This window comes from Streptomyces sp. NPDC023573, assembly GCF_055559735.1.
In genome coordinates this window covers 146,184-172,635 of sequence record NZ_JBVHKB010000013.1, presented here as the reverse complement: position 1 = coordinate 172,635, position 26,452 = coordinate 146,184, and the positions used below count along the sequence as shown (strand labels likewise).

The window sequence follows — 26,452 nt, the reverse complement described above, 5'->3', positions numbered from 1 at the left end:
TTGTCGTCCGCGCGTGCCTGCGTTTTGACGGGGTCCACCTCCATCACAGTGCCACACCGGTACCTCTACGGCCTCCCGAGGGGCGGGTCGCGGGCGCGGTGTCCGTGTGGGGGGGGGGGCAGGGGCGAACGGCCGCGCCCCCGGCGCCCGTCGGAGGGACGCCAGGGGCGCGGAGAGGCTCGCCGGCTGTCAGGCTCCGGAAGCGTCCAGCATGGCGGCGCGCTCGACGACCTTGATGCGCTCACGGCCCTGTTCGGCGCCGAGCGCCTGCTCGTGGGCGTCCAGGCGGTGCCAGCCCTCCTTGGTGGTGTACCGGACGCCGCGCTGCTCCAGGAAGTCGACGATCGCGTCGGGCCCCGGCTGCGCGGGGGCGGGCAGCCGCCCGGCGGCGTGGTCCTCCAGCAGGCAGGCCACGGTCTCGTTGGCGTCACCCTTGGTGTGCCCGATCAGGCCGATGGGACCGCGCTTGATCCATCCGGTGACGTACACGGAGGGCATCGGCTCCTCGCCCGCCAGTACGCGTCCGGCCGCGTGCGGGACGGTGCCGGAGGCCACGTCGAAGGGCAGCTTCGGCAGCTCCTCCGAGTAGTAGCCGACCGCGCGGTAGACGCTCTGTACGTCCCAGTCCGTCTGGCGGCCCGTGCCCTTCACATTGCCCGTGCCGTCCAGCTCCGTGCGCTCGGTGCGCAGGGCGACGACGCGGCCGTCCTCGCCGACGACCTCCACCGGGGACTCGAAGAAGTGCAGGAACAGCTTGTGGGGCCGGTCGCCCACGTCGCGGATCGCCCAGTTCTCCAGCGTGGAGGCGACCATGTTGGCCTGCTTGTTCTCCCGCCGGGTGGCGATCGAGCCCTCGTCGTAGTCGATGTCCTCGGGGTTGACGATGACCTCGATGTTCGGCGAGTGGTCCAGCTCGCGCAGCTCCATCGGGCTGAACTTCGCCTGAGCGGGCCCGCGCCGTCCGAAGACGTGCACCTCGAGCGCCTTGTTCGCCTTGAGCCCGTCGTAGACGTTCGCGGGGATCTCGGTCGGGAGCAGCTCGTCCGCCGTCTTCGCGAGGATGCGCGCGACGTCCAGAGCCACGTTGCCGACACCGAGGACGGCGACCTTCTCGGCCTCCAGCGGCCAGGTGCGCGGGACCTCGGGGTGCCCGTCGTACCAGGCGACGAAGTCGGCGGCACCGTAGGAACCTTCGAGCTCGATCCCGGGTATGTCGAGTGCGCGGTCGGCGTCGGCCCCGGTGGAGAAGATCACGGCGTCGTAGAACGAGCGCAGATCGTCCAGGCCGATGTCGCCCGGGTAGTCGACGTTGCCGAACAGGCGCAGCTGCGGCTTGTCCAGGACCTGGTGCAGCGCCTTGACGATGCCCTTGATCCGCGGGTGGTCCGGAGCCACTCCGTACCGGATCAGGCCGAAGGGGGCGGGCATGCGCTCGAACAGGTCGATCGATACGCCCGGCTCCTGGGCGGCCTCGGACTTGAGAAGCGCGTCCGCTGCGTAGATTCCGGCAGGACCGGCTCCGACGATGGCGACGCGGACGGGGCGTGTCATGGAGTGATGTTCCTTAGGGCGGGCGAGCGCGGGCAGAGTGCAGCGGGGTAAGGCTTGGCTTACTCCGCTGCCCCCACGGTACGGCCTGCCCTCGCGAGCCCCGGGCTCGGGGCGAGTGCATATTTCGGAAATAAGGGGACGTATCAACATCAAGGGGCGCGGATTCTGTGAGCGGATTCCTCCTCCGCCGTCTCACGGGGTTCCAGAGAATGAGACAGCGGTCGGCGGGCAGGCTGTACGCCGGTGTCCCTGCGCGCCGCCGGTCCATGGCGGAGCCATGATGGGCACACGACCGCAGCACTCCGACGAGAGGACACGTGTCATGCCGATCGAGGGCGAGTACGAGCCGAGCCCGACGACGTGGGTCCGTGAGCAGGTCGAGCTCATCGAGAGCTCCGGCGGAACCCAGGGGACCACCTTGCGCGGCAGGCCCGTCATCCTCCTGACCACGCTCGGCGCCCAGAGCGGCAAGCTCCGCAAGACCCCGCTCATGCGGGTCGAGCACGACGGGGAGTACGCCGTCGTCGCCTCCCTGGGCGGCGCCCCCAAGCATCCCGTCTGGTACTACAACGTGCGGGCGCACCCCGAGGTGGAGCTGCGGGACGGGACGGTGAAGCAGGACATGGTCGCCCGCGAGGTCACAGGGGAGGAGAAGGCCCTTTGGTGGGGTCGTGCCGTCGAGGCGTTCCCCGACTACGCCGACTACCAGACCAAGACCGACCGTGAGATCCCGGTCTTCGTGCTCTCCCCGGCGGACAGGAGCTGAGACGCCGGACGGCGAGCGGGCCGGCGGGCCCGCTCGCCGGGGCGGGATGATCCGGACCCGGGCGGGCCGCGAGGCCGCGGTCCGGCCCGCGGCCGGCGCAGGGAACCCTTCACCCGGGGCCGCGGTCGGGCCCGGCCCCCCGCCCACCTTCCACCGAACGGCCGAGCACGCCGCGCGACCGCTGCGCCGCCCCGGATCCAATGGACAGGTGACCGCGCCCCCCGACGACTGCCTCGCGCGCAACGAGTGGATCTGCGGCGCCTACCTCACCAGCCGTCGCGAGATTCTCATGGACGCGACCCTCCAGCACCTCCAGCTGACCGCGGTGTCCGTGCTGCTCGGACTCGTGATCGCACTCCCGCTCGCCCTGGCCGCCCGCCACCGCCGCTGGGCGGCCGGGCCCGTACTCGGCGTGACCACCGTCCTGTACACGATTCCCTCGCTCGCGATGTTCTCGCTGCTGCTCCCCGTGTACGGACTGTCCGCCGCGCTGGTCGTCGCCGGCCTCGTCCTGTACTCGCTGACCCTCCTCGTGCGGAACATCCTCGCCGGACTGCGCGCCGTCCCCGAAGAGGCGCGGCAGGCGGCGCGCGGCATGGGTTACGGCCCTCTGAGGCTCCTCCTCACCGTCGAGCTCCCGCTCGCCCTGCCCGCGGCGATGGCCGGGCTACGGATCGCAGCCGTCTCCGCCGTCTCGCTCGTCACGGTCGGCGCCATCGTCGGATTCGGCGGACTGGGCAACCTCATCTACTCCGGCATGAACACCTACTTCAAGGCCCAGGTGCTCACCGCCTCGGTCCTCTGCGTCGTCATCGCCGTCGCCGCGGACCTGCTGCTCCTCGGGGCGCAGAGGCTGCTGACGCCCTGGACCAGGAGGACCTCGTGAACACCCTCGCGGACGCCTGGTCCTGGCTCACCACCTCCGCCCACTGGTCCGGCCCCGACGGCATCTGGAACCGGCTGGGCGAACACCTCTTCCTCACCGTCGTCTGCCTGCTGATCAGCTGTGCCCTCGCCCTGCCACTCGCCCTCTGGCTCGGCCACATCGGCAAGGGCGGCGCCCTGGCCGTCAACCTGTCCAACATCGGGCGCGCGGTCCCCACCTTCGCCGTTCTCGTCCTCCTGCTGCTCACCCCGGTCGGCCGGTGGGACCAGGGGCCGACCGTCATCGCCCTCGTCCTGTTCTCGGTCCCCCCGCTCCTCACCAACGCCTATGTGGGCGTGCGCGAGGTCGATCCCGACGTCGTACGGGCGGCGCGCGGCATGGGGATGACCGGCCGGCAGATGCTGCGGCAGGTGGAGCTGCCGCTCGCCCTGCCGCTCGTCCTCACCGGTGTGCGCGTCGCCGCCGTGCAGCTCGTCGCCACCGCCACCCTCGCGGCACTCGTCGGCGGCGGCGGACTCGGCCGGATCATCACGGCCGGGTTCAACCTGGCGTCCACACCGCAGGTCGTCGCCGGAGCCGTGCTCGTCGCCGTCTTCGCACTACTCGTCGAGGGGCTCTTCGAGGCGGGACTGAGGCTGGCGCCCGACCGTGGACGGGAGGCGGCGTGAGGGGGCCGCGGGCAGCCGCCCGCCTGCTGCCGGTGCTCCTCCTCACCGCCGCCTGCACCACGGGGCCCAGCCTGGAGAGCCGGGGCGACGTCACCGCGCCGCCAGGGGACAGCAAGCACCTGACCATCGGCTCCGCGGGCTTCACCGAGAGCGACCTGCTCGCCCAGATGTACGCGCTGCTGCTGGACCGGGCCGGCTACTCCACGCGCATCATCTCCGTCACCAACCGGGAGATCTACGAACCGGCCCTGGAGAGCGGCCAGATCGACGTCGTACCCGAATACGCCGCGACGTTCGCCGACTGGCTCAACGCCAAAGCACACGGAGCCGACGCGGCGCCGGTCGGCTCGCCCGACCTGGACACGACCATGAAGGCCCTGCGCCGCCTGGCCGGGCCCCGCGGTCTCACCGTCCTCGAACCCGGCCGCGCGGTCGACCAGAACGCCTTCGCGGTCGCCGCGCCCTATGCCCAGAAGCACCGTCTGAGAACGCTCGGCGACCTCGGCAGATCCGGTCTGCCCGTCCGTCTGGCGGCCGGGGACGAATGCGTGCAGCGCCCCTACTGCGCCCCCGGCCTGAGAAAGACGTACGGCATCGACATCACCGCCGTCGACCCCAAGGGCGTCGGCACCACCCAGGCGAAACAGGCGGTCCAGCGCGGCCAGGACCAGATGGTGCTGACCACCACGACCGACGCCACCCTCGACGACTTCGGCCTCGTCCTGCTGGCCGACGACAAGCACCTGCAGAACGCCGACTACCTCGTCCCCGTCGTGAACCGCGCCCGGGCGGGGAGCGCCGGGGTGCGTGACGCCCTGGAAGGGCTCAGCACCGCGCTGACGACTGCCGACCTGGCCCGGATGAACGAACAGGTCGACAGCTGGCGCCGGCTTCCCGAGGACGTCGCCCGGACCTACCTGGAGTCCCGGAAGCTGATCCCGGCGAGCTGAGTGCCGGGCGGCGACTTCCGGACGCGGAGGAGCACGTCGGGCGGCCGGAGTCAGGCCGGCACCGCGGGCTGTCGCGGGAACTCGGGCGCCCACCCGGGCGCACCACCGTGCAGCGCGCCGTAGTACGGATCGCCCGGACCGATCTCACCCGCCCGTACGGTGCCCCCGGTGAACGCCGCCTTGTAGAGCGCGGCGACCAGCTCCAGGCTCTTCCGCCCGTCCGCGCCACTGCTCCGAGGTCTGCGCCCGGCCCGCAGGTCCTCCAGGAGCCCCTTGAGCTGTGCCTCGTGCGAGCTCGGCACATCGGGCCCGAAGTCCCGCCAGGCGTCCGCCGCTTCGGAGGTCACTCCAGGAGCGGGTGTGATCCGCCAGTCCGCGTTCCGGTGCCCGTACAGATGAGTGAGTTCGACCGTCGCGCGCTCGCAGTCGATCCGGATCCTGCTGACCTCGTCCGGGCTGAGCACGCTGTTCACGACGGTGGCCACCGCACCGTTCTCGAAGCGGACGAGCGCGGTGGAGACGTCCTCCGTCTCCACGTCGTGCACGAGCCGCCCCGCCATCGCGCGGATCTCCGCCCACGGGCCCAGCAGATCGAGCAGCAGATCCATCTGATGGATGCCGTGGCCCATCGTGGGCCCGCCGCCCTCGCTGCTCCAGCTGCCCCGCCAGGGAACGGCGTAGTACGCCTCGTCCCTGTACCAGGTCGTCTGGCAGTGAGCCACCAGCGGCCGTCCCATGGCCTGACCGGCGAGCAGCTCCCGCACGTGCCGGGCGCCCGAGCCGAAGCGGTGCTGGAACACGATCGCCGCGTAGGGGCCGTCACCACCGGCGCCCTCCGCCGCCTGCATGGCGTCGAAGTCCTGCAACGACGGACACGGCGGCTTCTCGCACCACACCCACGACCCGGCGCGCAGCGCCGCCACCGTCTGGTCGCGGTGGAACCGGGGCGGGGTGGCGAGCGTGACCAGGTCCGGGCGCTGCTCGGCCAGCATCCGGTCGAGGTCGGTGTACGGGTGGGCGATCCCCGCGTCACCGCAGAACGCCTCGACCGCGGCCGCGTCGACATCGACCGCGGCGACGATCTCCAACGGCTGACCGGCGGCGAGCGCGGTCAGCGCGGGCAGATGGCTGCCCCGCGCGATCGCGCCCGTGCCGACGATCGCGACCCGCACCGGCTCGCGGTGCGCGGGATTGCTGGTCGTGACAAACACCCCTTCAGGCGGAGAGAGGCGCTCACTTCGGCAGTAAGCGCTTTCCACCCGGGAACCTAGGCTCCGCCCGAGGGGCGGGTCAAGAGGCGCGGGCCGCGTCCTTCCGTCAGGCCTTCAGCAGTCCCGGGAGCCGCGTGAGCTGTACGGCGTGCTGGAACGGGCCGCCACCCTCGTGGTCGTTGAAGTCGTACACCTCGATCTCCTTCGTGGCGTGCGCGTACGCGTTGAACGCGGCGAACACCGTGGACGGCGGGCAGGTCAGGTCCTCCATGGCCACGGAGAACAAGGCGGGTGCCCGCCCGCGTGCGGCGAAGTGGACCCCGTCGAAGTAGGCGAGGGTCCTGGCGGTCCGCTCGGCCCGGCCCCGGTGCGTCTTGAGGTAGTCGCCGATCTCGCGGTAGGGCTTGCGGTCGGTCATCCGGGTCGCCCGGGGGAAGTCGCAGAGGAACGGAACGTCCGGGGCGACGGCCGCCAGGTCCGCCACCAGCCCGCCGACGGCGAGGGCGAGGCCGCCGCCCTGGCTCGCGCCGACCACCGCGGTGCGTGACGCGTCGGCCAGCGGATGCGAGCGGGCCGCCTCCACCGCGCGTACGGCGTCCGTGATCACCCTGCGGTAGTAGTACGTGGCCGGGTCCTCGATGCCCTGGGTCATGAACCCGGGCAGGGACGGGCCGGAGCCCACCGGGTCGGCGGTGTCGCCCGGGGCCCAGCCGCTGCCCTGGCCCCGGGTGTCCATCACGAAGTGGGCCATCCCGGCCGAGGCCCACAGCAGATGGGTGTGGGGCAGGCTCCGGCCCCCGCCGTACCCGATGTACTCCACGACCACGGGCAGAGGTTCGGTGTTCCCGGCCGGTATGACGAACCATCCCTTGACGGGGTGGCCGCCGAAACCGGCGAACGTGACGTCGTACACCTCGACGGTGACGAGGCCGAGATCGGCCCGCAGGTCGAAGCGTGCGTCCAGGTCGTGGGTTCTCGCCTCGTCGAGCGTGGCCGACCAGAACGCGTCGAAGTCCTCGGGCTCCACCGACCGGCTGCGGTAGGCGTGCAGTTCATCGAGAGGAAGATCGAACAGGGCCATGGAGGACCGCCTCATGTCGTGAGGGTGAATGAATGGTCACACCGTACGACGGTCGGCCCGAACGTCAACATGATTCAGAACGGTGGGAAAAAGGCGTTGCCCGTCCTGCGGGCTCCTGCGAGGCTTCCGGCATGTCCGATACGGAACCGCGCGGTTCGCACCAGGTGACCGCACTCTTCTCGGGCGGACGCCTGACGGCGATCCCCAGGAAGCCCGCCCGCCGCGAGCAGTTGCTGGTGCACCTCGCGCACACGCTCTTCGAGCGGGACCGCGTCTACACCGAACGCGAGGTCAATGACGCGCTGCTCACGGTGCACGAGGACTGCTCGGCCCTGCGTCGCTACCTCGTGGTCGCCGGCCTGCTGGAGCGGCCCCGCGACGGCAGCAGCTACCGCCGGGGCCGGTAGCCGACGGGCCCTGCTCCGCGGGTGTGGAACGTGGCCGGGCGGGCGCACGACGCCGGCCCGGTCCGATCGTTCCGCGGCCCGGGCCCGCCTGGGCAGGCCTGGCGCGGGTCAGTTGAGTGTGTCGGGGTCCGGGCCCGTGCGCATGCCACGGTCGAGGCCCGCGATCGCGTCCATGTCCGCGGCCGACAGCTCGAAGTCGAAGATGTCGATGTTCTGCCGGATGCGGGCGGGCGTGACCGACTTGGGGATCACGACGTTGCCGAGCTGGAGGTGCCAGCGCAGAACCACCTGGGCCGGTGTCTTCCCATGGCGTTCGGCGAGGGAGACGATCGCCTCGTCCTTCAGCAGCGCACCCTGGGCCAGCGGGCTCCATGCCTCGGTGGCGATCCCGTACTCCGCGTGCACGGCACGCAGTTCGCTCTGCTGGAGCCCGGGGTGCAGTTCGATCTGGTTGACCGCGGGGATCAGCGAGCTCTCCTCGCGCAGGCGGCGCAGGTGCGCGGGCTGGAAGTTGGAGACGCCGGCCGCGCGGATCCGGCCCTCGGCAAGCAGCTTCTCCAGCGCGCGCCACGTCTCGACGTAGAGGCCGCGCGCCGGGGTCGGCCAGTGGATGAGGTAGAGGTCCACATGATCGAGACCGAGCTCGGCCAGGCTCGTGTCGAAAGCGGCGAGCGCGGCGTCGTATCCCTGGTCCGCGTTCCAGAGCTTCGTCGTCACGAACAGCTCCTCGCGGGCGAGCCCGGAGTCGGCCAGGGCGCGGCCCACGCCGGCCTCGTTGCCGTAGACGGCCGCGGTGTCGATGGAGCGGTAACCGGCCTCCAGTGCCGCGGTGACGGCGGCGGTGGTCTCGTCGTCGGGGACCTGGAAGACGCCGAAGCCCAGCTGGGGAATCGGGACGCCGTTGTTGAGCGTGACGGTGGGGACCGTGGTCATGGTGGGGCCTCTCGTGATGTCGGACCGAGCCGACCTGCGTACGATGGTTACTGGCGTAGACAATAATTGCACACGCGGGTAAATTGCAAGCGCCGGTAAAGCTGGCGAGGTCGGCCAGGCATCAAGGCGGGAACTGTCCGCCGGTCGTCCACGGCGGGAGCTCAGGCATCCGCGACCGAGTCGAACCGCACCTGGCCGCGCCCCACCCCCTGCGCGTCCGCGTCCACCGACCGGCGTAGCGCCTCGTGGAGCTTCGCCGGGGTCAGGACGCCGAGGAACCTCGCCCCGTCCAGCACCGCGATCCATCCGGCGTCGTGCTGCAGCATCTCGCTGAACGCCTGCTTGAGCGGGGACCCGACAGGCACCCACGCGTCCATGCGCCGTGCCAGACCGCCCACGGTGCCGTCCCCGCCCGCACCCCGCAGGGCGTCAGCCGCCACCCAGCCGTGCAGCTCCCCGCCGCCGTTCAGGACGACTGCCCAGCGGGCGCCCAGAGCGTCCAGGCGCTCGGCGGCCGTATGCGCGGGTTCGTCCGTGCGGGCGACCGGAGGCTCCTCCAGGTCGTCGGGCTCGACCGCGGTGACCGACAGCCGCTTCAGACCGCGGTCGGATCCCACGAACCTCGCCACGTACGGCGACGCCGGGGTCCCGAGCACCGCACCCGGGCTGTCGTACTGCTCGATGCGCCCCTCGCCGTACACCGCGATCCTGTCGCCCATACGCACCGCCTCCTCGATGTCGTGCGTCACGAGCAGCACGGTCTTCCTCACCCTCGACTGGAGGTTGAGGAATTCGCTCTGGAGGCGCTCGCGCACCACCGGGTCGACGGCTCCGAAGGGCTCGTCCATCAGCAGTACCGGTGGGTCCGCGGCCAGGGCCCGCGCCACCCCCACCCGCTGGCGCTGGCCACCGGAGAGCTGGGCCGGATAGCGCGGGCCGTAGGTCTTCGGGTCGAGCCCCACCAGATCCAGCAGCTCGGCGGCCCGCTCCCGCGCCCTGGCGCGCTTCCAGCCGACCAGGGCCGGGACCGTCGCCGTGTTGTCCAGCACGGTCCGGTGCGGGAAGAGGCCCACCTGCTGGATCACGTAGCCGATCCGGCGGCGCAGCCGCACCGGGTCGATCGTCGAGATGTCCTCACCGCCCACCAGGATCCGGCCGGAGGTCGGCTCGATCAGCCGGTTCACCATCATCATCGTGGTCGTCTTCCCGCAGCCGGAAGGCCCGACGAGCGTGACCAGCTCCCCCTCGCCCACCTCGAAGGACAGGCCGTCCACAGCGGTCGTGCCGTCCGGGTAGACCTTGCTGACCTGCTCGAACCGGATCATGAGTGCACGGTAGGAGCCACCGGGGCGGGCCGCACACGGGCCGCGACCGACCGGGTCACGGCGGTGTGCTGAACTGTCCGGGAAACACCGGATACAGGAGTTCCCTTGAACAGCTACCGCCAGCCCGGCATCGTCCTCACCGACCGGCGCTTCACGGTCCCGCTCGACCACGACGATCCCGGCGGCGAGACCATCGAGATCTTCGCCCGTGAAGCCGTGGCGAGCGGGAAGGCCGCCGACCATCTGCCGTGGCTGGTCTATCTGGAAGGCGGTCCCGGCTTCGGTGCCCGCCGCTTCGTGGGCACGGAGGCCTGGCTGGGCCGGGCCGTGCGTGAGTTCCGTGTGCTGCTCCTGGACCAGCGCGGGACCGGTCTCTCCACCCCGGCCAACCGACAGACCCTGCCGAAGCGCGGCGGCGCCCGCGAGCAGGCCGACTACCTCGCCCACTTCCGCGCCGACAGCATCGTCCGCGACTGCGAACTGATCCGGCCGAGGCTCACGGGCGGCGCGCCCTGGACCGTCCTGGGGCAGTCCTTCGGAGGCTTCTGCGCCGTCCAATACCTGTCGGCCGCCCCGGAGGGACTCGAGGCCGTCCTCATCACCGGCGGCCTTCCTTCGCTGGACGCACACGCCGACGACGTCTACCGGGCCGGCTACCCGCGGATCGAGCGCAAGGTGGCGGCGCACTACGCCCGCTACCCGCAGGACGTCGCCCGTGCCCGCGCGATCGCCGCGTACCTCGCCGAGCACCGCCCGGACAGCGCCGGGCACACGCTGACACCCGAAGGATTCCAGTCCCTCGGCATCATGCTGGGCGGCGGCAACGGCAGCCACCAGCTCCACTACCTCCTGGAGAACGCCTTCGTCGAAGGACCGCACGGCACCGAGCTGTCCGACGCCTTCCAGGAGGCCGTGCGCACCGCCACCTCCTTCGCCGGCCACCCGCTGTACGCCCTCATGCACGAGGCGATCTACGGCCAGGGCGCACGGCCCACCGACTGGGCCGCCGAACGCGTCCGCGCCGAGTTCCCCCAGTTCGACGCCGCCGCGGCACTGGCGGGCGACGGCCCCGTGCTCTTCACCGGCGAGAGCATCCACCCCTGGCACTTCGACGTCGATCCCGCGCTGCGCCCCCTGCGTGAGACCGCGGAGCTCCTCGCCGCCCGCGCCGACTGGCCCGTGCTGTACGACTCGGAGCGGCTCGCGGCCAACGAGGTCCCGGTGGCCGCGGCCGTCTACCACGACGACATGTACGTGGACACCGGCCACGCGCTGCGCACCGCGTCCTCGATCCGAGGCCTGCGTACGTGGGTGACCAGCGAGTACGAGCACGACGGCGTGCGCGCGGGCGGCCCCCGTGTGCTGGACCGGCTGCTCGCCCTCGTCCGGGGCGAGGCCGACCGCTAGAACCCCTCGGTCACCCCTGCAGGGCGTCCAGCGTGGCGTCCAGGCCGGCCGCCGAGTGCGGCGCGCGGTTGTACGGGAGCTTCGAGAGGGCGGCGGCCATGCCGCAGGTGTTGCTCACCGCGGAGTAGACGAGTCCGGCGCCGATGCCCGCCGACAGCCACCGCGCAGCCGGGAAACGGCGCCCCGCGACCAGGCCGGCCACGACCAGCGAACCGGCGGCGAGGCGCACCTGGCGCTCCATCGGCCAGGTCGTCCGGGCGCCCACCGGACGATCGAGCCCATGCCCGTCGCCCTCCCAGGCGGACGTCCCGCCGGTCAGGGTGGCCGCGTCGATGTCCGCGTCGGCGAGGATCTCGCACGCCCTGGTGGACCGCACTCCGGAAGCGCACACCACCAGCAGGGAGCCACGGGCGGAGGCCGACTTCAGGGCGGGAACCGCCTCGGTGAGCCGGTCGAGCGGGATGTTCAGAGCACCGGGCACGTGGCCGGAGGCGTACTCACCGGGGGCCCGGACGTCGATGACGGTGAACTCCTCCAGCCGGGCTGCGGCCTCGGAGGGGGAGAGGGAGGCGGGGCTGATCACGAGCGGGGTTCCTTTCGATCGCCGGAGCGTGGGCGGTGCGGGAACCTGCTGATCCCGTCGCCCGAACGCCAATAATACCCCCACGGGTATTTCCCCTCCGGCTCTCCGCGGCTGGTCGTACCGGGCGTCCGGCCGGAGCGGCTCCTTGCTCCCTGCCCCGAACCGTTTCCGCAATGCACGCATCCGTCACCTTCCGCTGGATAACCTGCCGGGTATGACGGAGCAGCTGGAACCCATGCCCGCGGACTGGCACCGTGCCCTGGCCGTGGTGGCCCACCCGGACGACCTGGAGTACGGCTGCGCCGCCGCCGTGGCCGGCTGGACCGACGAGGGGCGGGAGGTCACCTACCTCCTGGCGACCCGCGGAGAGGCCGGGATCGACACGATCGCTCCCGCTGAGTGCGGTCCGCTGCGCGAGCGGGAACAGCGCGAGAGCGCCGCCGCCGTCGGTGTCGCCGCCGTGGAGTTCCTCGACCACCGGGACGGCGTCATCGAGTACGGCGCCGCGCTGCGACGGGACATCGCCGCGGCCATCCGCCGTCACCGGCCCGAGCTGCTCATCACCCTCAACCACAGGGACACCTGGGGCGGCGTCGCCTGGAACACCCCGGACCACCGTGCGGTCGGCCGGGCCGTCCTGGACGCCGCGGGCGACGCGGGAAACCGCTGGATCTTCCCCGAGCTGGGCGAGCGGGGGCTGGAGCCGTGGGACGGGGTGCGCTGGGTCGCCGTCGCGGGCACCGACCGGCCCACCCATGCGGTGGACGCCACGCCGGGGTTCGAGCGCTCCGTCCGGTCGCTGCTGGCCCATCGCACCTACATCGAGGTGCTGACGGACGAGGACCCGGAGGCGTACTGCCGTACGTTCCTCACGGGCACCACCGAAGCGGCCGCCGAGCGATTCGGCGGCCGGCCGGCCGTCGCCTTCGAACTCTTCGGACGCTGACCCGCCCCGCAGGCCCGACTACGGGTGCCTGATTGACAAACGAGGTTGCTGATTCTGCAATGGACTCATGAATGAACAGAACGAGGGTGACCCCGAGCTCGACGCCGTACTCACCGGGGTGGGTCCCCGGCTGAGGCGGCTGCGCAAGGACCGTGGTGTCACGCTCACGGGGCTCTCCGAGGTCACCGGCATCTCCGTCTCCACCCTGTCCAGGCTCGAATCCGGCGGCAGGCGCCCCAGTCTGGAACTGCTGCTCCCCATCGCACGGGCCCACGAGGTGCCGCTCGATGATCTCGTCGGGGCGCCACCGGTCGGTGATCCGAGAGTCAAGGCGAAGCCGATCGTGCACGGTGGGAAGACCTCCCTGCCGCTCACCGCCCGGCCGGGAGGCCTCCAGGCGTACAAGGTCATCCAGGAGACGGCGTGCACGGAGGCGCCCGAGCAGCGTACGCACGAGGGGTACGAGTGGCTGTACGTGCTCAACGGCAGGCTGCGGCTCAAGCTCGCCGAGCACGACCTGGTCCTGGCCCCCGGTGAGGCCGCCGAGTTCGACACGAGGCTCCCGCACTGGTTCGGCCCGGCCGGCGACGAGCCGGTCGAATTCCTCAGCCTGTTCGGGCCGCAGGGGGAGCGGATGCATGTGAGGGCCAAGCCGAAGCGGTCGTGAGCGGGTCCGGGCCGGGTGGCAGCGAGGTGTTCCCAGACAGGCAAGCGACCGCTTAGTATGCGGCGGAGCAGTGGTAATGCCGACAGTGTTGTGGAGGCCCCTCATGCAGGCATGGCGAGTGCACCGGAACGGCGAGCCGAGCGAGGTGATGGAGCTCGAGGAGACGGACCGGCCGACCCCCGGGGACGGGCAGGTGCTGCTCGAGGTGCGAGCGGCGAACATCAACTTCCCCGACGCGCTGCTCTGCCGCGGCCAGTACCAGGTCAGGCCCCCGCTGCCCTTCACCCCCGGAGTGGAGATCTGCGGCGTGACGGAGGACGGACGGCGCGTGCTCGCCACCCCCGCGCTTCCCCGGGGCGGTTTCGCCGAGTACGTCGTCGCGGACGAGACGTCCCTGCTGCCGGCTCCCGACGCCCTGGACGACGCGGAGGCCGCCGCCCTGCACATCGGCTACCAGACCGGCTGGTTCGGGCTGCACCGCCGCGCACATCTGCAGGCCGGTGAGACGCTGCTGGTGCACGCGGCCGCAGGCGGGGTCGGAAGCGCCGCCGTCCAGCTCGGCAAGGCCGCCGGCGCCACCGTCATCGGGGTCGCCGGCGGGCCCGAGAAGGCCCGGATCGCCCGCGAGCTGGGCTGTGACCTGGTCATCGACCGCCGGAGCGAGGACATCGTCTCGGCGGTGAAGGAGGCCACGGGCGGGCGCGGCGCGGACGTCGTCTACGACCCGGTCGGCGGGGACGCCTACGCCAAGTCCGTCAAGTGCATCGCCTTCGAGGGCCGTGTCGTCGTCGTCGGCTTCGCGAGCGGCACCATCCCCACGCCCGGCCTCAACCACGCACTGGTGAAGAACTACTCGATCACCGGCCTCCACTGGGGCCTGTACAACACCAAGGACCCCGCAGCCGTCCGTGCCTGCCACGACGAGCTCACCGAGCTCGCGGCGCAGGGTGTCATCAAGCCGCTGATCAGCGAGCGCGTCCCCATGGCCGCCGCGGCACAGGCCGTCCAGCGGGTCGCCGACGGCACCAGCACCGGCCGCATCGTCGTCCTGCCGTCAGGAGGAACCCGATGAGCACCGCCATCGACGCGGCACAGATCCGCCGCCTCACCCGGGAACTGCTGGCGGCCCACCCGCCGGCCACCACCGACCGCACCGACTTCCTCAAGGCGCGCTTCGACGCCGGCCTGGCCTGGGTGCACTACCCCGCCGGGCTCGGGGGCCTCGACGCGCCACGCTCCCTGCAGCCCGTCGTCGACGCCGAGCTCGCCGCCGCGGCCGCCCCCGACAACGATCCCCGCCGCATCGGCATCGGCCTCGGCATGGCCGCGCCGACGGTCCTCGAATACGGCACCGAGGAGCAGAAGCAGCGCTTCCTGCGCCCGCTGTGGGTCGGGGAGGAGGTGTGGTGCCAGCTCTTCAGCGAGCCAGGAGCCGGATCCGACCTCGCGGCGCTCGGCACCCGCGCGGTCCGTGACGGCGAGGACTGGGTGGTCGACGGGCAGAAGGTCTGGACGTCCAGCGCCCATGTCGCCCGCTGGGCGATCCTGATCGCCCGCACCGACCCGGATGTACCGAAGCACCGCGGTATCAGCTACTTCATCTGCGACATGACCGACCCCGGTGTCGAGGTGCGGCCACTGCGCCAGATCACCGGCGAGGCCGAGTTCAACGAGGTCTTCCTCACCGGGGTGCGCATCCCGGACAGCAGGCGTCTCGGCCCGGTCGGTGCCGGCTGGAAGGTCGCCCAGACCACCCTGATGAACGAGCGTGTGTCCATCGGCGGAGCCCGTATCCCCCGCGAGGGCGGCATGATCGGGACCGTCGCGAAGACCTGGCGCGAGCAGCCCGCCCTGCGCACCCACGACCTCCACCAGCGGCTGCTCACCCTGTGGGTCGAGGCCGAGGTCGCCCGGCTCACCGGTGAACGGCTGCGTCAGCAGCTCGTCGCAGGACAGCCCGGGCCGGAAGGCTCCGGCATGAAGCTCGCCTTCGCCCGCCTCAACCAGGAGATCAGCGGACTCGAGGTCGAACTCCTTGGTGACGAGGGTCTGTTGTACAGCGACTGGACCATGCGCCGCCCGGATCTGGTCGACTTCACCGGACGCGACGCCGGCTACCGCTATCTGCGGTCCAAGGGCAACTCCATCGAGGGCGGCACGAGCGAGGTCCTCCTCAACATCGTCGCCGAGCGTGTCCTCGGGCTGCCCGTCGAACCGCGTAACGACAAGGACGTCGCCTGGAAGGATCTTGCCCGATGACCGCACAGACCGAAGCCGCCCAGGCACCCGACCTGCTCTACTCGCAAGCCGAGGAGGACCTGCGGTCGGCCGTGCGCTCGCTGCTCGCCGACCGTGCCGACGCGCCGACGGTGATCGCCGGGATCGAGTCCGACACGCCGTACGACCTGCGGCTGTGGGAATCGCTCGCCGCGGGGATCGGGGCAGCGGGGCTGCTGGTACCGGAGAAGCTCGGCGGCCAGGGCGCCACCCATCGCGAGGCCGCCGTCGTCCTGGAGGAGCTCGGTCGCAGCGCCGCCCCGGCGCCGTACCTGACGAGCGCCGTCGTCGCGACCGAGATCCTCCTCGCGCTGGGCGCCGAGGACGGGCCGGCCGCCGCGCTCCTCGGCGAGCTGGCGGCGGGGAGCAGGATCGCCGTGCTCGCCCTGCCCTTCGCGACGCCCCCCGCCGACGGGGCCGCCGCGATGACCGGCGCCCTGGAGCGGACCGTGACCGGCGTCGCGGAGGCGGCGGCGGCCGACGTGCTGCTGGTCCCCACCGCGGAGGGCCTGTACGCGGTGGAGACCGGCGCGGACGGTGTCGCCGTCCAGCCGCTCGTCCCGCTCGACCTGACCCGCCCGCTCGCCACGGTCACCCTGACCGGGGCCACCGGGACCCTGCTCGCGGAGGCGGGCCCTGCGGCCGCCGCCGTGGGCAAGGGCCTGCTCGCCGGCGCGGGGCTGCTCGCGTCCGAGCAGCTCGGACTGGCCGAATGGTGCCTGACCGAGACGGTCCGGCACACCCGCGAACGTCACCAGTTCAACAGGCCGGTGGGCTCGTTCCAGTCACTCAAGCACCGGATGGCCCAGCTCTGGCTGGAGGTCGTCTCCGCGCGCGCGGCAGCCCGCAACGCAGCGGACGCGCTGGCGACCGGCAGCCCCGACGCGCCGCTCGCGGTGGCCGTGGCGCAGGCCTACTGCTCCAAGGTCGCGGTGCACGCCGCGGAGGAATGTGTACAACTGCACGGCGGCATCGGGATGACCTGGGAGCACCCCGCGCATCTCTATCTGAAGCGGGCCAAGGCCGACTCGATCGCGTACGGAACCGCGGGACGCCACCGTGAGGCCGTAGCCGGTCTGGTGGAGCTGCCGGCTCCCTGAGCACCTCAGCGGACGACGGGCGGGGGCGCGGTGCACACACGTGCCCCCGCCCCCCGCCCTGTCGTGCCCTGCGGATCTACCGGAGCGGTGCGAAGGGGAACAGCGGGCGCAGCGCAACCGACGTGCGGACGAAGGGCGTTCCAACTCTTGGCAGGTACCTGCTATCGGTTGCTCCACGCCTCCATAATCGTCGCGTCCACCCCGCCCGCTCTGCCCCCTCCGACCGCTTCAGGGAGACCCCATGGCACACCTGACCCGTCGCAGAGTCGTCACCACCGCCCTCGCCACCGCAGCCGCGGGCGCGTTCGTCCCCGCCCAGGCGGCGGCCGCCGAGACCGCCCGCCCCCGTGGGCCCCGCCCGCTGGCCCGGGCCCACGCCCACAACGACTACCTGCACCCGCGCCCTCTCCACGACGCCCTCGCGCACGGCTTCACGAGCGTCGAGGCGGACATCTTCCTCGTCGACGGTGAACTGCTCGTCGCACACGAGGCCGAGAGCCTCGACCCCGCACGCACCCTCGTCTCGCTCTACCTCGACCCCCTGCTCGCCCGGGTCCGCGCCAACCACGGCGCCGTCCACGCCGGACACCCCGCCCCGCTGCAGCTGCTGATCGACATCAAGACCGACGGCGCGGCCGCCTACCTCGAACTCGACCGGGTGCTCCGCCGCTACCGCCCGATCCTCACCCGCTCCGTCCATGGCCGGGTCCGCACCGGCGCCGTCACGCCCGTCATCTCGGGAGACCGGGCCGCCCGCGTCCCGATGGAGCGGCAGACCACCCGGTACGCCTTCTACGACGGCCGCCCGGAGGACCTCGGAACCGCCGCTCCCGCCTCCTTCATCCCGCTCATCAGCGGCAACTGGACAACGAACTTCAGCTGGCAGGGGACCGGTCCCTTCCCCGCCGCCGAGCGTGCCAGGCTGTCCGCCTTCGTCGCGTCGGCCCACGCGAACGGGCAGCGGGTCCGCTTCTGGGGCACGCCCGACCTCGCGGGCCCGGCACGCGACACGGTCTGGGCCGAGCTCCTCGCGGCGGGCGTCGACCACCTCAACACCGACGATCTCGCAGGGCTGGAAGCCTTCCTCCGCCGGCCCGGGGCCGGCGGCCGCCGAACCGGCTGACCGTCGCCGACAGGCATATCCGGTCACCGTGCGTCAACACCCGTTCGGCGGACACGCCAGTTGACCGAACGGCCTCTCCGCTGCGCCACACTGGCGGCCGAATGCCGCAATTCCGGCGCGGCGGAGGAGGTTGGCCATGGCCATTTCGATCTCAGTGGTGCTGCTTCTGCTGGTCCTCGCAGCGCTCTTCCTGCGCAACGGCGGACTCAAGCTGTCGCACGCGATCGTCTGCGCACTGCTCGGCTTCCTGCTGGCCAGTACGAGCATGGCCCCCACGATCCATGAAGGCATCACCGCCACCGCGAACGTGGTCAGCGGCCTGAAGCCCTGATTCCACACGCACCGTCCGGGTGCGGGAGAATGTCGGCCCGATCGCGGCACAGCGCCGCACGGGACCCGACCGGGGCGGTACCGTCGTCCGAGGGCCCCTGCGCGCGCTTCGTCGACATGGCTTGGACCTGACCGATCCTCGCCACGTACCTGGAGAACGCATCCATGTCATTCCCGCCCCCCGGCCGGCACTCGGGCGCAGCCCACCACGAGTACTGCAACAACGCTCTGTGCTGCCGCTGCCAGCAGCGCCAATGGACGACGAAACTCGGCGACGAGCGTCTCTGCGGACCGTGCGCCGCCTGCTGCCGCGACTGCGGCCGCGCCCCCGCGCCCCATCTGGACGGGCTCGACGACGGACTCTGCGCCGAGTGCAGGGGCCGCTGCGGCCGCTGCCAGCGCGCTCTGCCCGCCGAAGGCATCTGTGCCTGCCGCAAGTGGCGCGAACGTGCGGCAGGCGATCCGGTCACCTACATCCTTCAGGCCCTCCCGCAACCGCTGGTCCAGGCGCTCGGCCACCGCCACCCCCGTACGGTGCACGACCTGATCCATCAGGAACTCGCCCGCCGCACCCCGGACCAGCTCCTGGAGCGGCTCGAACGCAGGTGGAACGTCCGCTGGTCCCACGCCCTCCACGAGAAGGACGAGGACGGCCGCCGCCGCTGGGCACCGCAGGAGATCGCCGAGGCGCTCGTGAGCCCGGGCCGCTGCGCGAATCCGCAGTGCGAGGACGGTTACCTGATCACCACCGACACGCCGTGCGGCCAGTGCCTCCGCCCCACCCACCGCTTCGTCACGTCGGTCGCCGACCGGACGGCCACCTCGGAACACGCCCGTGCGACCGCCGCGCAGATCCGGCGCGCGCTCGTGGAAGGCCGCTCCACCAAGCCGGGCCAGCGGCGGCCGGCCGGCTGAGTCCGCTCAGCCCTTGTCCAGCGCGCCCCGCACCAGTGCCGCGGCGACCACGGCCGGGTCCTGGTCCTTCGCCAGCCGGGCGATCTTGTCCGGCGTGGTGGGCAGGCCCAGCCGTTCCGCCCCCTGAAGCGCCTTCGCGTCCAGGTAGGGCGACGCCTCGGGCCACACCGTCTGCACCTCGCGCAGGAAGATGTCGGCGCCCGCAGGCCCTATGCCGGGAAAGCGGCGGAGCCCGGACCGCAGGGCGTCCACGTCGCCGTCGGTCTTCCGGCGCAGCCGCCGTAGGTCACCGCCGTACTCGTCGAGCAGGAGCTGGGCACCGTCCCCCAGCTGGGTCGCCGTCCGTTCGTCGTACCGGCGGTAGCCGCCCTCGCCGAGTGCGTCGACGCGCTCCTGCCACGTGGCGTCGGCCATACGGCGCGGAGTCCGCAGCCGGTGCGAGAAGAGCGCCCGCGCCGCGGCCACCGCCACCTGCGCGCGGATCCGCGCGCTCAGCAGATGGCTCAGGACGAGCAGCTGGTACAAGGGCTGGGGAGTGTCACGCAGCCGGATGCCCGCCTCGGTGGCGTATGTGGTGCCGTGCCGTTCCAGCAGCTCCTCCAGGGTCCGGCGGGCACTCACGTGAACCCGAAGATCCGCGCGATGAAGTAACCGGCGACGACGAGTGAGCCGAGCAGCACCACGGCGGCCCAGAAGACCGGGTGTTCCCAGATGCCTCCGTCGGCGCGTTCGACGTGCGCTTCGCTTATGCAGCCCTCGGCCGGAGGTGTCTCCGTGGGGGGCGTGAGTGAGATAGCCATGTATCCACCTTCCCCCCGGGCGCCCGTCCCCGCGAGGCCGGTGCCGAAGGGGTCACGCGTACGTCCGTACGGAGTCCGACCGGCCCCCGAAGCGCTGCGGTGGCGTGGAACGGGGCACCGTCAAGGAATGCCTGCAGTTTCCACGCCCGAGCCCGTAGTCAAACTCGTCCAGCGCACCACCGAACCGGCCGCGGCCCAGACACTGCGGTCGACGGCGGCGGCCGTCATCGCCTTCGCCGTGGCCCAGACCGTGCTGCCCGAACCGCACCCCGCACCACTCACAGCCCCTCTGACCGCCCTTCTCGTGGTGCAGGTGACGCTCTACGCCACACTCACCACCGGGATCCGGCGTGTGAACGCCGTCGTCGTCGGGGTCCTGATCGCCAGCGGGTTCAGCTCCCTGGTGGGCCTCAGCTGGTGGACCCTGGGCCTGACCATCTTCACCTCCCTGCTGATCGGGCGGCTGGTACGGGTCAACGAGTTCGTGCCCGAGGTGGCCATCAGCGCGATGCTGGTCCTCGGCGTCGCGCAGGTCGCGGACACGGCATGGGAGCGCGTGCTGGAGACGCTGATCGGCGCCGGCGTCGGCCTCCTCTTCAACCTCCTGCTGGCACCGCCCGTATGGGTCGAGTCGGCGGGCTCCTCCATCGGCGGCCTGGGGGAGCGGATGGGCAAGATGTTCAAGGCACTCGGCGACGAGATCGGCGGCAACCACCCCGTACGGGAGGCCGCCGCCCGGCTCCACGAGGCCCGCCGTCTGGACCACGACATCGTGGAGGTCGACGCATCCCTGCGGCAGGCCGAGGAGAGCCTGATGCTCAACCCCCGCGTCAAGCAGGGACTGCTCTACCGCGTCGTCCTGCGGACCGGGCTCGACACACTGGAGATCTGCGCCGTGGTGCTGCGCGTCCTGACACGCACGCTGACCGACCTCGCCAAGGCGCGGACCGACGAGGCGCTCTTCCCCGAGGACGTGGCCACGGACCTCAGGGAGCTCTTCGGACACATGTCCGACGCCATCGAGGGGTTCGCGCTGATGATCACCACACCGATGGCCGAGAGCGGCGAGGAGGCCGAGGAGCGCCTGGCCGACGCTCTCGCCCGGAGCCGCACGACACGCGACCGCGTGGCGGATCTGCTGCTCGAAGACGTCCAGGAACACCCGAGGCAGTGGCAGTTGCACGGGGCACTGCTCGCCGAGGTCGACCGCATCCTCGACGAACTCGACATCGACAAGCGCACGGAGCGTCTGGCCGAGGAACTGGACCGCCGCTCCGCCGAGGCCCACGAGCGCCACCCCCGCCTGCGCGAGGTCTCACGCCGACTGCGCGGGGTCAGGCGGACGCGTCCGCCGGCGGGCGAGTGAGGGGGCTCAGTCCGCCGGACGGCGTCCCTCCCCGCCGGGACGCGTCCGGCGCCGGTGGCTGGTGTCGCACCACGGATACATCCGGCTGCGACGGCACATGCAGACGGCCACGACGAACCGGTCCGACACTGCCACACTCCCGTCCGCGCAGGTGATCTCCACCGGCCCCTCGACCAGAAGAGGGCCCTCGTCGCCGAGAGTGATCCGGCACGGGCGTTCAGACTCGTTCGGCACGGATGACCACCAGTTCCTCCGCCGTCTCCGCCTCGTCCATCAGCCCCGTCGCCCGGAGCCACCGCAGTCTGGAGCGCAGCACGGGCCCGAGGGGCACCAGGGCGCGGTCGCTGACATGAGCCCGCATCCCGGCATCCGAAAGGCGCTGAAGAGTCACTTCGCTGTCGCACAGGCCGGAGTGCACGAGGAGGAGGCGCCCGCCGGGGCGCAGCGCCGCCGGCGCGGTCTCACAGATCCTGTCCAGGACGGCCCGGCCGTCGCGCCCGGCTTCCCAGGCCCGCGCCGCACCGCGCCCGGGAAGCCGGCCCAGGGGGGACGGCACATAGGGGGGATTACAGATCACCAGGTCGTAGGACCGGCCGGGCACGGCCGAGAGGAGATCGCTCCGCCGCACGGTGATGCGCCGGCGGTGCAACAGCGCGTTCAGCCGGGCCGTCGCCACGGCCCGCCACGCGACGTCCACGGCCGTCACCAGCGCTCCGCGCCGGGCGGCGTGCAGGGCGAGGGCGCCGCTGCCCGTGCCGACATCCAGGACCTCGGTGCCCGGGCCGATGTCCTCCCGGTTCAGTGCCGCCATGAGCAGGAGAGTGTCGTGCTGGGGCGCGTACACCCCGGGAAGGGTCATCAAACGGGTGTTACGGGTGTCCTCGGCCATGTCTGCTGACATCTGCGACTCCATTCGGTGCTTCGCCGGCGGGGTGCGGACCAGGGCGGTGGTTCAGGCCTGCCAGTCCGCGAGCAGCCGGTCGCCGAGCCGGTCCTCGAGAAATGAGGTGGCGGTGATGCCGAACGCGATGTCGGCCGCCAGTCCGGGTTCGTCCTCGAGCAGACCGCCGATCACCTCGCGGCGCACCACCTGCTCGTGCACCGCGTCCGCTTCGACGTGCTCGGTGTAGAAGAACTCCGCCGCGGGGCCCGCGCCCGTGCGCTTCATCGCGTCGGCGAGGCGCCGGGACGCGGGGGACGAGGTGATCTCGACAGCCGCGAAGTGACCCACCAGGGCACCGCGCAGCCGGCGGTGCAGGCCGAAGAGCGACATGACGTTCACCAGGGCCAGCATGGGTGCGCAGCCCTCGTCCAGATAGCGGCCGTACGCCGTGTCGAGGCCCAGATCCGTCATGAGACCGGCGAACAGCGATGCGTGGACGCGGTCGGCGCGCCCGGCGCCGAACTCGTCGTACTCGATCGCCGCCATGCCCGCCTTCGCCCGTCCACTGAGCCGGGGCAGCACCCAGGCGTGCGGGTCGGCCTCCTTGAGGTGGTACAGCGAACGCTGCACCGCGTAGTCGCGCAGATGGCGCAGCTCGCCCCGGTCCTGGAGGAACCACGAGACACCGGATCCGCGGACCGGCTCGACGAGCAGGCCGTCCAGGACCTCGTCCAGGCTCGCGTCCACCGGGGCGTCGCGCCGGAGAGCCGTCAGGAAGCGGTCCTCCAGAGCTGCGCGTACGGCGAGCAGGGGCGGGTCCCACTCCGCTTCGGGGCGGACGCCGCTGAACCCGCGGTAATGCAGCTCGTAGCAGACGTACAGAGCGAGCTGCAGGTCGTCGCCGTAGGGCTCGGCAGTCCTGGCGGCATCCGGGTCCGGCAGAACGCCGCCGTCCCGCAGGTAGCCGATGACCCCTGCGGACAGCGCGCCGCGTCCTCGTGGAAGTGAAGGTCCTGTGCGTTGACGTGACATGGTTTTCCTCCTGCCCCGGCATGCCCCGGAGTCACACGGACAACCGTGATCGACTGTACGCCGAACGCCCCCGACCGGCCTGTCCGCAGGGATGCGGCCCTCAGAGGTGCCCTATGTCCGCGCTGCCCAGTCCAGGAGCCGTTCCACGGGCCAGGTGGTGATCACGCGGTCCACGGGTACTCCGCACTCCTCCGCCCGCGCACACCCGTAGACCTGCCAGTCCAGCTGCCCAGGGGCGTGCGCGTCGGTGTCGATCGAGAGGAGGGCACCCGACGCGACCGCCTGCCGGAGCAGGTCGCGCGGGGGATCGAGCCGCTCCGGCCGGCAGTTGATCTCCACAGCCGTCCCGGCCTCGGCACACGCCGCGAATACCCGGTCCGCGTCGAACTCCGATTGCGGACGCTTCTTCCCGCCGAGGAGCCGGCCTGTGCAGTGCCCCAGGATGTCCGCGTGCGGATTGCGTACGGCGGCCAGCATCCGCTCCGTCATCGCGCCCGCGTCCATGCGCAGCTTCGAATGGACCGACACCACCACCACGTCGAGCCGCTCCAGCACGTCGGGGTCCTGGTCCAGCGAGCCGTCGTCGAGGATGTCGCACTCGATCCCGGTGAGCAGACGGAAGGGCGCCCACCGCTCGTTGAGCTCCGCCACGACGGACAGCTGGTCGAGGAGGCGCTCGGTCGAGAGCCCGTTGGCCACGGTCAGCCTGGGGGAGTGGTCCGTGAGCACCGCCCACTCATGGCCCAGCCCGGCCGCCGTCCGGCCCATCTCCTCGATCGGGCTCCCCCCGTCGGACCAGTCCGAGTGCAGATGGCAGTCCCCGCGAAGGGCCGCGAGGAGCGCCTCGCCGCCGGAGGCCAACGGTACGGACGCCTCTTCCTCCAGCACGTCGAGATACCCGGGCGTCGCCCCCTCCACCGCTTCACGGATCACCTTGGCCGTCTTCGGCCCGATGCCGCGAACCGTCCCCAGGGAACCGTGCGCCACCCGTTGGGCGACCTCCTCGCCGTCCATGGAGCTGATCGCCTCCGCCGCCGTGCGGAAGGCCTTCACCCTGTACGTGGCCGCCTGGGACCGCTCCAGGAGGAACGCGATCCGCCGCAGCGCGTCTGCCGGATCCATCGTCAGGGCCGCGCGGTGTGGTGAGGATGCCCGTGCGTACGGCGGGCTTCCTTCATCTCGGCCTCGTAGAGATGGCGCCGCCCACCCACGAGCTCCCGGCGCACCCGCTCCTCGACCGCGACGAACGGCCGGTAGTACGTGTCGTCGTACGCCTCCACGATCTGAAAGGTCCAGCAGCCGGGGATGACGTTGCGGCCCAGGATCTCCCGCTCCACCAGGTCGGCCTGCTCCGGGTGACCACCCATCCGGAGCAGTTCGACCGCCCGGTCCAGCGTCAGGTCCGCACCGCCCGTGAGCTGGTGGAATCCGTAGAGCTGCCCCCGTGCGCGCTCCACCCGTTCCAACGCCTCCGTCAGCGCTCCGAGCGCCTCGACGGTCGTGTCGTCGGCCCCGGACGGCCGAACGTGCTCTTCCTCGGGCCCGTCGGGGCCAGGGCTCTCACTCATGCATACGACTGTGCACGCGTCCCGGGCGATGCGTCCCGCCGGAACGGCGAAAGGGTGAGAGCTTCCCCGGCCGCCCCCGTCCGCCGAGGTGCGGCGCGACCGATTCTGATCAGACTGGATCTCATGGCAGAGAACCGTCGCGCCCGATCCGGGCCCACCACGAAAACGGCAGCCCCACGCTCCTCGTCCCGACGCGGCCCCGAGCACGCTGCCCGTGCTGCCTGCGAGAGCCTGGAAAGACTTATCTGCCACCCCGCGGAGGGGGTCTCGGCGGTGCGGCGCAACGACGACGGCTGGTGTGTCGTCGTCGACGTGCTCGAAGTACCCCGCATCCCGGACACCACGAGCCTGCTCGCCTCCTACGAGGTGCAGATCGATGAGCGGGGCGAACTCGTGGAGTACAGCAGAGTCCGCCGCTACCGGCGTGGCTCCGCCGACGAATGACCCGTTTCGCCTCTCACCCGGAAGGACGCTCCATGACCACGACCATGTACGCCGACGAAGTCGCCCCGTGCCCGCCCAGGGCCGGCACGCTCTACGACGTTCTGGAACTCATCCTCGACCGCGGCATGGTCATCGACGTGTTCATCCGGGTGTCGCTGGTCGGCATCGAGATCCTCAAGATAGACGCGCGCATCGTCGTCGCGAGTGTGGACACCTACCTGCGCTTCGCCGAGGCGTGCAACAGGCTCGACCTGGAGCGCGACTCCGGCAGTACCACCATCCCCGAGCTGCTCGGCGGACGTGCCGCCAAGTCCGTGGGCAAGCGCAAGGTCCGCAAGGCGGCGGAGTCCGTCGGCGACTCCGTCCGCAAGGCGGTGGGGAGCGGTGACGATGACGACGACGACAAGGAAGAGCGGCCGAGGAAGCGCCGTGCGCCCGCCCGCGAGGGGTCGAGCCGACGCCAACGTGCGGAGGCGTGAGCCGTGACCGAGAGCCGCGTGTACGTGTACGCGATCATCCCGGCGGGAGCGGAGCTCCCGGCCGACGCGGTCGGCGTGGGCAGCCCTCCCGCCGGGCTGCGGCTGGTCGGTGACGGGCGTGTCACCGCGGTTGTGAGCGGCGCCCCGGGGCAACTCCGGGCGCGCCGCCGGGACCTGATGGCGCACCAGGAACTGCTGCTGCGCCTGTCGGCCGGTGGCCCCGTGCTGCCCATGCGGTTCGGCGTGATCGCCGCGGACGAGGCATCCGTCCGTGCCCAGCTGGCCGGATCGGAGCGCGAGCACCTGGCGACCCTCCACCACCTCGACCGGGGCGTGGAGATCAACGTGAAGGCGCTCCCCGCCCAGGACGCCCTCGCGGCTGTCGTCGCCGAGGAGAAGACCGTACGGCGTCTGCGCGACGAGGTCCGCCGCCGCCCCGGCTACGAGGCCAACGTCCGTCTCGGTGAGGCCGTGGCGACAGCGCTGTCCCGCAGAGCGGCCGAGGCCGGGAAGAAGCTCCTCCACCAGCTCACGCCCATGGCCCGCGAGGTGGCTCCGGGGCCAGAGGTCCACGGATGCGCGCTCAACGTGTCGTTTCTCGTCGATCGTGAGGAGAGCGACGCCTTCCGGGCAACGGCGCAGCGGTTCGCCGACGCGCACAGGGAGCGCGTCGAGCTTCGCGTCGCGGGTCCGCTGCCCTGCTACAGCTTCGTCCCCTCCCGTGCTCCGCGGCCGACGGTCTCGAGGATCTGAG

The 26,452-nt window shown here is 71.7% G+C and carries 31 protein-coding genes; 18 read left to right on the top strand and 13 right to left on the bottom strand.

The annotated features are described in order from the left end of the window. Positions 1 to 189: 189 nt before the first annotated feature. Positions 190 to 1,551, bottom strand: a complete 1,362-nt coding sequence (locus tag ACZ32T_RS32480; protein ID WP_467270981.1) for an FAD-dependent oxidoreductase — start codon at positions 1,549 to 1,551, stop codon at positions 190 to 192. A 322-nt stretch (positions 1,552 to 1,873) separates the two neighbouring features. On the opposite strand from ACZ32T_RS32480, the gene ACZ32T_RS32475 reads away from it, so the two are divergent. From ACZ32T_RS32475 to ACZ32T_RS32460, 4 genes are all read left to right on the top strand, one after another. Continuing rightward, the gene (locus ACZ32T_RS32475) at positions 1,874 to 2,317 is read left to right on the top strand and encodes a nitroreductase family deazaflavin-dependent oxidoreductase (protein WP_467270979.1); all 444 of its coding nucleotides are present in this window, start codon (positions 1,874 to 1,876) and stop codon (positions 2,315 to 2,317) included. Positions 2,318 to 2,525: 208 nt separating this feature from the next. After that, complete coding sequence (locus tag ACZ32T_RS32470) at positions 2,526 to 3,203, top strand: ABC transporter permease (RefSeq protein WP_467270977.1); 678 nt, start codon at positions 2,526 to 2,528, stop codon at positions 3,201 to 3,203. Continuing rightward, positions 3,200 to 3,871, top strand: a complete 672-nt coding sequence (locus tag ACZ32T_RS32465; protein ID WP_467270975.1) for an ABC transporter permease — start codon at positions 3,200 to 3,202, stop codon at positions 3,869 to 3,871. Before ACZ32T_RS32470 ends, ACZ32T_RS32465 begins: the two co-directional genes overlap by 4 nt. Further along, positions 3,868 to 4,821, top strand: coding sequence for an ABC transporter substrate-binding protein (locus ACZ32T_RS32460; RefSeq protein WP_467370714.1), 954 nt, complete (start codon positions 3,868 to 3,870; stop codon positions 4,819 to 4,821). The genes ACZ32T_RS32465 and ACZ32T_RS32460 overlap by 4 nt, the downstream gene beginning before the upstream one ends. A gap of 50 nt (positions 4,822 to 4,871) precedes the next feature. On the opposite strand, the gene ACZ32T_RS32455 is transcribed toward ACZ32T_RS32460, so the two are convergent. Both ACZ32T_RS32455 and ACZ32T_RS32450 read right to left on the bottom strand, forming a co-directional pair. Then, positions 4,872 to 6,032 carry a Gfo/Idh/MocA family protein gene (locus ACZ32T_RS32455; protein WP_467370710.1) on the bottom strand — a complete coding sequence of 387 codons (1,161 nt, stop codon included), beginning with the start codon at positions 6,030 to 6,032 and terminating at the stop codon, positions 4,872 to 4,874. Between the two features lie 106 nt (positions 6,033 to 6,138). Further along, positions 6,139 to 7,113, bottom strand: coding sequence for an acetylxylan esterase (locus ACZ32T_RS32450; RefSeq protein WP_467370737.1), 975 nt, complete (start codon positions 7,111 to 7,113; stop codon positions 6,139 to 6,141). 131 nt (positions 7,114 to 7,244) lie between these two features. On the opposite strand from ACZ32T_RS32450, the gene ACZ32T_RS32445 reads away from it, so the two are divergent. Continuing rightward, on the top strand, positions 7,245 to 7,520 hold the full coding sequence (locus tag ACZ32T_RS32445; RefSeq protein WP_467270969.1) for a DUF2087 domain-containing protein: 276 nt from the start codon (positions 7,245 to 7,247) through the stop codon (positions 7,518 to 7,520). A 108-nt stretch (positions 7,521 to 7,628) separates the two neighbouring features. On the opposite strand, the gene ACZ32T_RS32440 is transcribed toward ACZ32T_RS32445, so the two are convergent. Continuing rightward, positions 7,629 to 8,453 carry an aldo/keto reductase gene (locus ACZ32T_RS32440; protein WP_467370708.1) on the bottom strand — a complete coding sequence of 275 codons (825 nt, stop codon included), beginning with the start codon at positions 8,451 to 8,453 and terminating at the stop codon, positions 7,629 to 7,631. A 161-nt stretch (positions 8,454 to 8,614) separates the two neighbouring features. Continuing rightward, positions 8,615 to 9,778: an ABC transporter ATP-binding protein gene (locus tag ACZ32T_RS32435; protein WP_467270965.1), complete on the bottom strand. Its 1,164-nt coding sequence runs from the start codon at positions 9,776 to 9,778 to the stop codon at positions 8,615 to 8,617. Between the two features lie 105 nt (positions 9,779 to 9,883). Between ACZ32T_RS32435 and ACZ32T_RS32430 the strand changes: the two genes are divergently transcribed. Next, positions 9,884 to 11,185 (top strand): alpha/beta fold hydrolase, encoded by a 1,302-nt coding sequence (locus ACZ32T_RS32430; RefSeq protein WP_467270963.1) that lies wholly within the window; start codon positions 9,884 to 9,886, stop codon positions 11,183 to 11,185. A gap of 10 nt (positions 11,186 to 11,195) precedes the next feature. Here the strand turns inward: ACZ32T_RS32430 and ACZ32T_RS32425 are convergent, their stop codons facing one another. Continuing rightward, positions 11,196 to 11,768 (bottom strand): rhodanese-like domain-containing protein, encoded by a 573-nt coding sequence (locus tag ACZ32T_RS32425; protein ID WP_467270961.1) that lies wholly within the window; start codon positions 11,766 to 11,768, stop codon positions 11,196 to 11,198. A gap of 214 nt (positions 11,769 to 11,982) precedes the next feature. Between ACZ32T_RS32425 and ACZ32T_RS32420 the strand changes: the two genes are divergently transcribed. From ACZ32T_RS32420 to ACZ32T_RS32385, 8 genes are all read left to right on the top strand, one after another. Beyond that, positions 11,983 to 12,714 (top strand): PIG-L deacetylase family protein, encoded by a 732-nt coding sequence (locus tag ACZ32T_RS32420; RefSeq protein WP_467270959.1) that lies wholly within the window; start codon positions 11,983 to 11,985, stop codon positions 12,712 to 12,714. 67 nt (positions 12,715 to 12,781) lie between these two features. Then, positions 12,782 to 13,381 (top strand): helix-turn-helix domain-containing protein, encoded by a 600-nt coding sequence (locus ACZ32T_RS32415; protein ID WP_467370706.1) that lies wholly within the window; start codon positions 12,782 to 12,784, stop codon positions 13,379 to 13,381. 103 nt (positions 13,382 to 13,484) lie between these two features. After that, positions 13,485 to 14,453: an NADPH:quinone oxidoreductase family protein gene (locus tag ACZ32T_RS32410; protein ID WP_467270955.1), complete on the top strand. Its 969-nt coding sequence runs from the start codon at positions 13,485 to 13,487 to the stop codon at positions 14,451 to 14,453. Next, positions 14,450 to 15,640 carry an acyl-CoA dehydrogenase family protein gene (locus ACZ32T_RS32405; RefSeq protein WP_467370704.1) on the top strand — a complete coding sequence of 397 codons (1,191 nt, stop codon included), beginning with the start codon at positions 14,450 to 14,452 and terminating at the stop codon, positions 15,638 to 15,640. The genes ACZ32T_RS32410 and ACZ32T_RS32405 overlap by 4 nt, the downstream gene beginning before the upstream one ends. Beyond that, positions 15,637 to 16,758: an acyl-CoA dehydrogenase family protein gene (locus ACZ32T_RS32400; protein ID WP_467370700.1), complete on the top strand. Its 1,122-nt coding sequence runs from the start codon at positions 15,637 to 15,639 to the stop codon at positions 16,756 to 16,758. The genes ACZ32T_RS32405 and ACZ32T_RS32400 overlap by 4 nt, the downstream gene beginning before the upstream one ends. A gap of 241 nt (positions 16,759 to 16,999) precedes the next feature. Then, complete coding sequence (locus tag ACZ32T_RS32395) at positions 17,000 to 17,881, top strand: phosphatidylinositol-specific phospholipase C/glycerophosphodiester phosphodiesterase family protein (RefSeq protein ID WP_467370696.1); 882 nt, start codon at positions 17,000 to 17,002, stop codon at positions 17,879 to 17,881. Positions 17,882 to 18,017: 136 nt separating this feature from the next. Further along, positions 18,018 to 18,212: a hypothetical protein gene (locus ACZ32T_RS32390; RefSeq protein ID WP_467270948.1), complete on the top strand. Its 195-nt coding sequence runs from the start codon at positions 18,018 to 18,020 to the stop codon at positions 18,210 to 18,212. 164 nt (positions 18,213 to 18,376) lie between these two features. Beyond that, positions 18,377 to 19,126, top strand: a complete 750-nt coding sequence (locus ACZ32T_RS32385) for a hypothetical protein (protein WP_467270946.1) — start codon at positions 18,377 to 18,379, stop codon at positions 19,124 to 19,126. A 6-nt stretch (positions 19,127 to 19,132) separates the two neighbouring features. Here the strand turns inward: ACZ32T_RS32385 and ACZ32T_RS32380 are convergent, their stop codons facing one another. Together ACZ32T_RS32380 and ACZ32T_RS32375 are read right to left on the bottom strand one after the other, a co-directional pair. Continuing rightward, positions 19,133 to 19,747: an HhH-GDP family DNA glycosylase gene (locus tag ACZ32T_RS32380; protein WP_467270944.1), complete on the bottom strand. Its 615-nt coding sequence runs from the start codon at positions 19,745 to 19,747 to the stop codon at positions 19,133 to 19,135. Next, the gene (locus tag ACZ32T_RS32375; RefSeq protein ID WP_104782654.1) at positions 19,744 to 19,926 is read right to left on the bottom strand and encodes a hypothetical protein; all 183 of its coding nucleotides are present in this window, start codon (positions 19,924 to 19,926) and stop codon (positions 19,744 to 19,746) included. Before ACZ32T_RS32375 ends, ACZ32T_RS32380 begins: the two co-directional genes overlap by 4 nt. A 127-nt stretch (positions 19,927 to 20,053) precedes the next feature. Between ACZ32T_RS32375 and ACZ32T_RS32370 the strand changes: the two genes are divergently transcribed. Further along, on the top strand, positions 20,054 to 21,292 hold the full coding sequence (locus tag ACZ32T_RS32370; protein WP_467270942.1) for an FUSC family protein: 1,239 nt from the start codon (positions 20,054 to 20,056) through the stop codon (positions 21,290 to 21,292). 6 nt (positions 21,293 to 21,298) lie between these two features. Here ACZ32T_RS32370 and ACZ32T_RS32365 read toward each other — a convergent pair whose 3' ends face one another. The 5 genes from ACZ32T_RS32365 to ACZ32T_RS32345 all read right to left on the bottom strand — a co-directional run bounded on the left by ACZ32T_RS32365 (position 21,299) and on the right by ACZ32T_RS32345 (position 24,775). Next, positions 21,299 to 21,526 carry a CDGSH iron-sulfur domain-containing protein gene (locus tag ACZ32T_RS32365; protein ID WP_467270940.1) on the bottom strand — a complete coding sequence of 76 codons (228 nt, stop codon included), beginning with the start codon at positions 21,524 to 21,526 and terminating at the stop codon, positions 21,299 to 21,301. Then, positions 21,510 to 22,193 carry a HemK2/MTQ2 family protein methyltransferase gene (locus tag ACZ32T_RS32360; RefSeq protein WP_467270938.1) on the bottom strand — a complete coding sequence of 228 codons (684 nt, stop codon included), beginning with the start codon at positions 22,191 to 22,193 and terminating at the stop codon, positions 21,510 to 21,512. The genes ACZ32T_RS32365 and ACZ32T_RS32360 overlap by 17 nt, the downstream gene beginning before the upstream one ends. Before the next feature lie 51 nt (positions 22,194 to 22,244). Next, entirely contained in the window at positions 22,245 to 23,207 is a 963-nt protein-coding gene (locus tag ACZ32T_RS32355) for an iron-containing redox enzyme family protein (RefSeq protein WP_467370693.1), read from the bottom strand. A 111-nt stretch (positions 23,208 to 23,318) separates the two neighbouring features. Then, positions 23,319 to 24,329: a PHP domain-containing protein gene (locus ACZ32T_RS32350; RefSeq protein WP_467370692.1), complete on the bottom strand. Its 1,011-nt coding sequence runs from the start codon at positions 24,327 to 24,329 to the stop codon at positions 23,319 to 23,321. 2 nt (positions 24,330 to 24,331) lie between these two features. Beyond that, positions 24,332 to 24,775, bottom strand: coding sequence for a hypothetical protein (locus tag ACZ32T_RS32345; protein WP_467270932.1), 444 nt, complete (start codon positions 24,773 to 24,775; stop codon positions 24,332 to 24,334). A 123-nt stretch (positions 24,776 to 24,898) separates the two neighbouring features. Between ACZ32T_RS32345 and ACZ32T_RS32340 the strand changes: the two genes are divergently transcribed. The 3 genes from ACZ32T_RS32340 to ACZ32T_RS32330 are packed head-to-tail and all read left to right on the top strand — an operon-like array spanning position 24,899 to position 26,451. Further along, on the top strand, positions 24,899 to 25,219 hold the full coding sequence (locus tag ACZ32T_RS32340) for a gas vesicle protein GvpO (RefSeq protein ID WP_467270930.1): 321 nt from the start codon (positions 24,899 to 24,901) through the stop codon (positions 25,217 to 25,219). Between the two features lie 32 nt (positions 25,220 to 25,251). After that, on the top strand, positions 25,252 to 25,698 hold the full coding sequence (gene gvpJ, locus ACZ32T_RS32335; protein WP_467270928.1) for a gas vesicle protein GvpJ: 447 nt from the start codon (positions 25,252 to 25,254) through the stop codon (positions 25,696 to 25,698). 3 nt (positions 25,699 to 25,701) lie between these two features. Beyond that, positions 25,702 to 26,451, top strand: a complete 750-nt coding sequence (locus ACZ32T_RS32330) for a GvpL/GvpF family gas vesicle protein (protein ID WP_467370689.1) — start codon at positions 25,702 to 25,704, stop codon at positions 26,449 to 26,451. Position 26,452: the final 1 nt, after the last annotated feature.

Bases quoted from the DNA above. Each gene is read 5' to 3' on its own strand.
- ACZ32T_RS32480 (WP_467270981.1), bottom strand. From the start codon at position 1,551: ATGACACGCCCCGTCCGCGTCGCCATCGTCGGAGCCGGTCCTGCCGGA.
- ACZ32T_RS32475 (WP_467270979.1), top strand. From the start codon at position 1,874: ATGCCGATCGAGGGCGAGTACGAGCCGAGCCCGACGACGTGGGTCCGT.
- ACZ32T_RS32450 (WP_467370737.1), bottom strand. From the start codon at position 7,113: ATGGCCCTGTTCGATCTTCCTCTCGATGAACTGCACGCCTACCGCAGC.
- ACZ32T_RS32445 (WP_467270969.1), top strand. From the start codon at position 7,245: ATGTCCGATACGGAACCGCGCGGTTCGCACCAGGTGACCGCACTCTTC.
- ACZ32T_RS32440 (WP_467370708.1), bottom strand. From the start codon at position 8,453: ATGACCACGGTCCCCACCGTCACGCTCAACAACGGCGTCCCGATTCCC.
- ACZ32T_RS32435 (WP_467270965.1), bottom strand. From the start codon at position 9,778: ATGATCCGGTTCGAGCAGGTCAGCAAGGTCTACCCGGACGGCACGACC.
- ACZ32T_RS32420 (WP_467270959.1), top strand. From the start codon at position 11,983: ATGACGGAGCAGCTGGAACCCATGCCCGCGGACTGGCACCGTGCCCTG.
- ACZ32T_RS32415 (WP_467370706.1), top strand. From the start codon at position 12,782: ATGAATGAACAGAACGAGGGTGACCCCGAGCTCGACGCCGTACTCACC.
- ACZ32T_RS32410 (WP_467270955.1), top strand. From the start codon at position 13,485: ATGCAGGCATGGCGAGTGCACCGGAACGGCGAGCCGAGCGAGGTGATG.
- ACZ32T_RS32405 (WP_467370704.1), top strand. From the start codon at position 14,450: ATGAGCACCGCCATCGACGCGGCACAGATCCGCCGCCTCACCCGGGAA.
- ACZ32T_RS32400 (WP_467370700.1), top strand. From the start codon at position 15,637: ATGACCGCACAGACCGAAGCCGCCCAGGCACCCGACCTGCTCTACTCG.
- ACZ32T_RS32395 (WP_467370696.1), top strand. From the start codon at position 17,000: ATGGCACACCTGACCCGTCGCAGAGTCGTCACCACCGCCCTCGCCACC.
- ACZ32T_RS32390 (WP_467270948.1), top strand. From the start codon at position 18,018: ATGGCCATTTCGATCTCAGTGGTGCTGCTTCTGCTGGTCCTCGCAGCG.
- ACZ32T_RS32385 (WP_467270946.1), top strand. From the start codon at position 18,377: ATGTCATTCCCGCCCCCCGGCCGGCACTCGGGCGCAGCCCACCACGAG.
- ACZ32T_RS32375 (WP_104782654.1), bottom strand. From the start codon at position 19,926: ATGGCTATCTCACTCACGCCCCCCACGGAGACACCTCCGGCCGAGGGC.
- ACZ32T_RS32370 (WP_467270942.1), top strand. From the start codon at position 20,054: ATGCCTGCAGTTTCCACGCCCGAGCCCGTAGTCAAACTCGTCCAGCGC.
- ACZ32T_RS32360 (WP_467270938.1), bottom strand. From the start codon at position 22,193: ATGTCAGCAGACATGGCCGAGGACACCCGTAACACCCGTTTGATGACC.
- ACZ32T_RS32355 (WP_467370693.1), bottom strand. From the start codon at position 23,207: ATGTCACGTCAACGCACAGGACCTTCACTTCCACGAGGACGCGGCGCG.
- ACZ32T_RS32350 (WP_467370692.1), bottom strand. From the start codon at position 24,329: ATGGATCCGGCAGACGCGCTGCGGCGGATCGCGTTCCTCCTGGAGCGG.
- ACZ32T_RS32345 (WP_467270932.1), bottom strand. From the start codon at position 24,775: ATGAGTGAGAGCCCTGGCCCCGACGGGCCCGAGGAAGAGCACGTTCGG.
- ACZ32T_RS32340 (WP_467270930.1), top strand. From the start codon at position 24,899: ATGGCAGAGAACCGTCGCGCCCGATCCGGGCCCACCACGAAAACGGCA.
- gvpJ (WP_467270928.1), top strand. From the start codon at position 25,252: ATGACCACGACCATGTACGCCGACGAAGTCGCCCCGTGCCCGCCCAGG.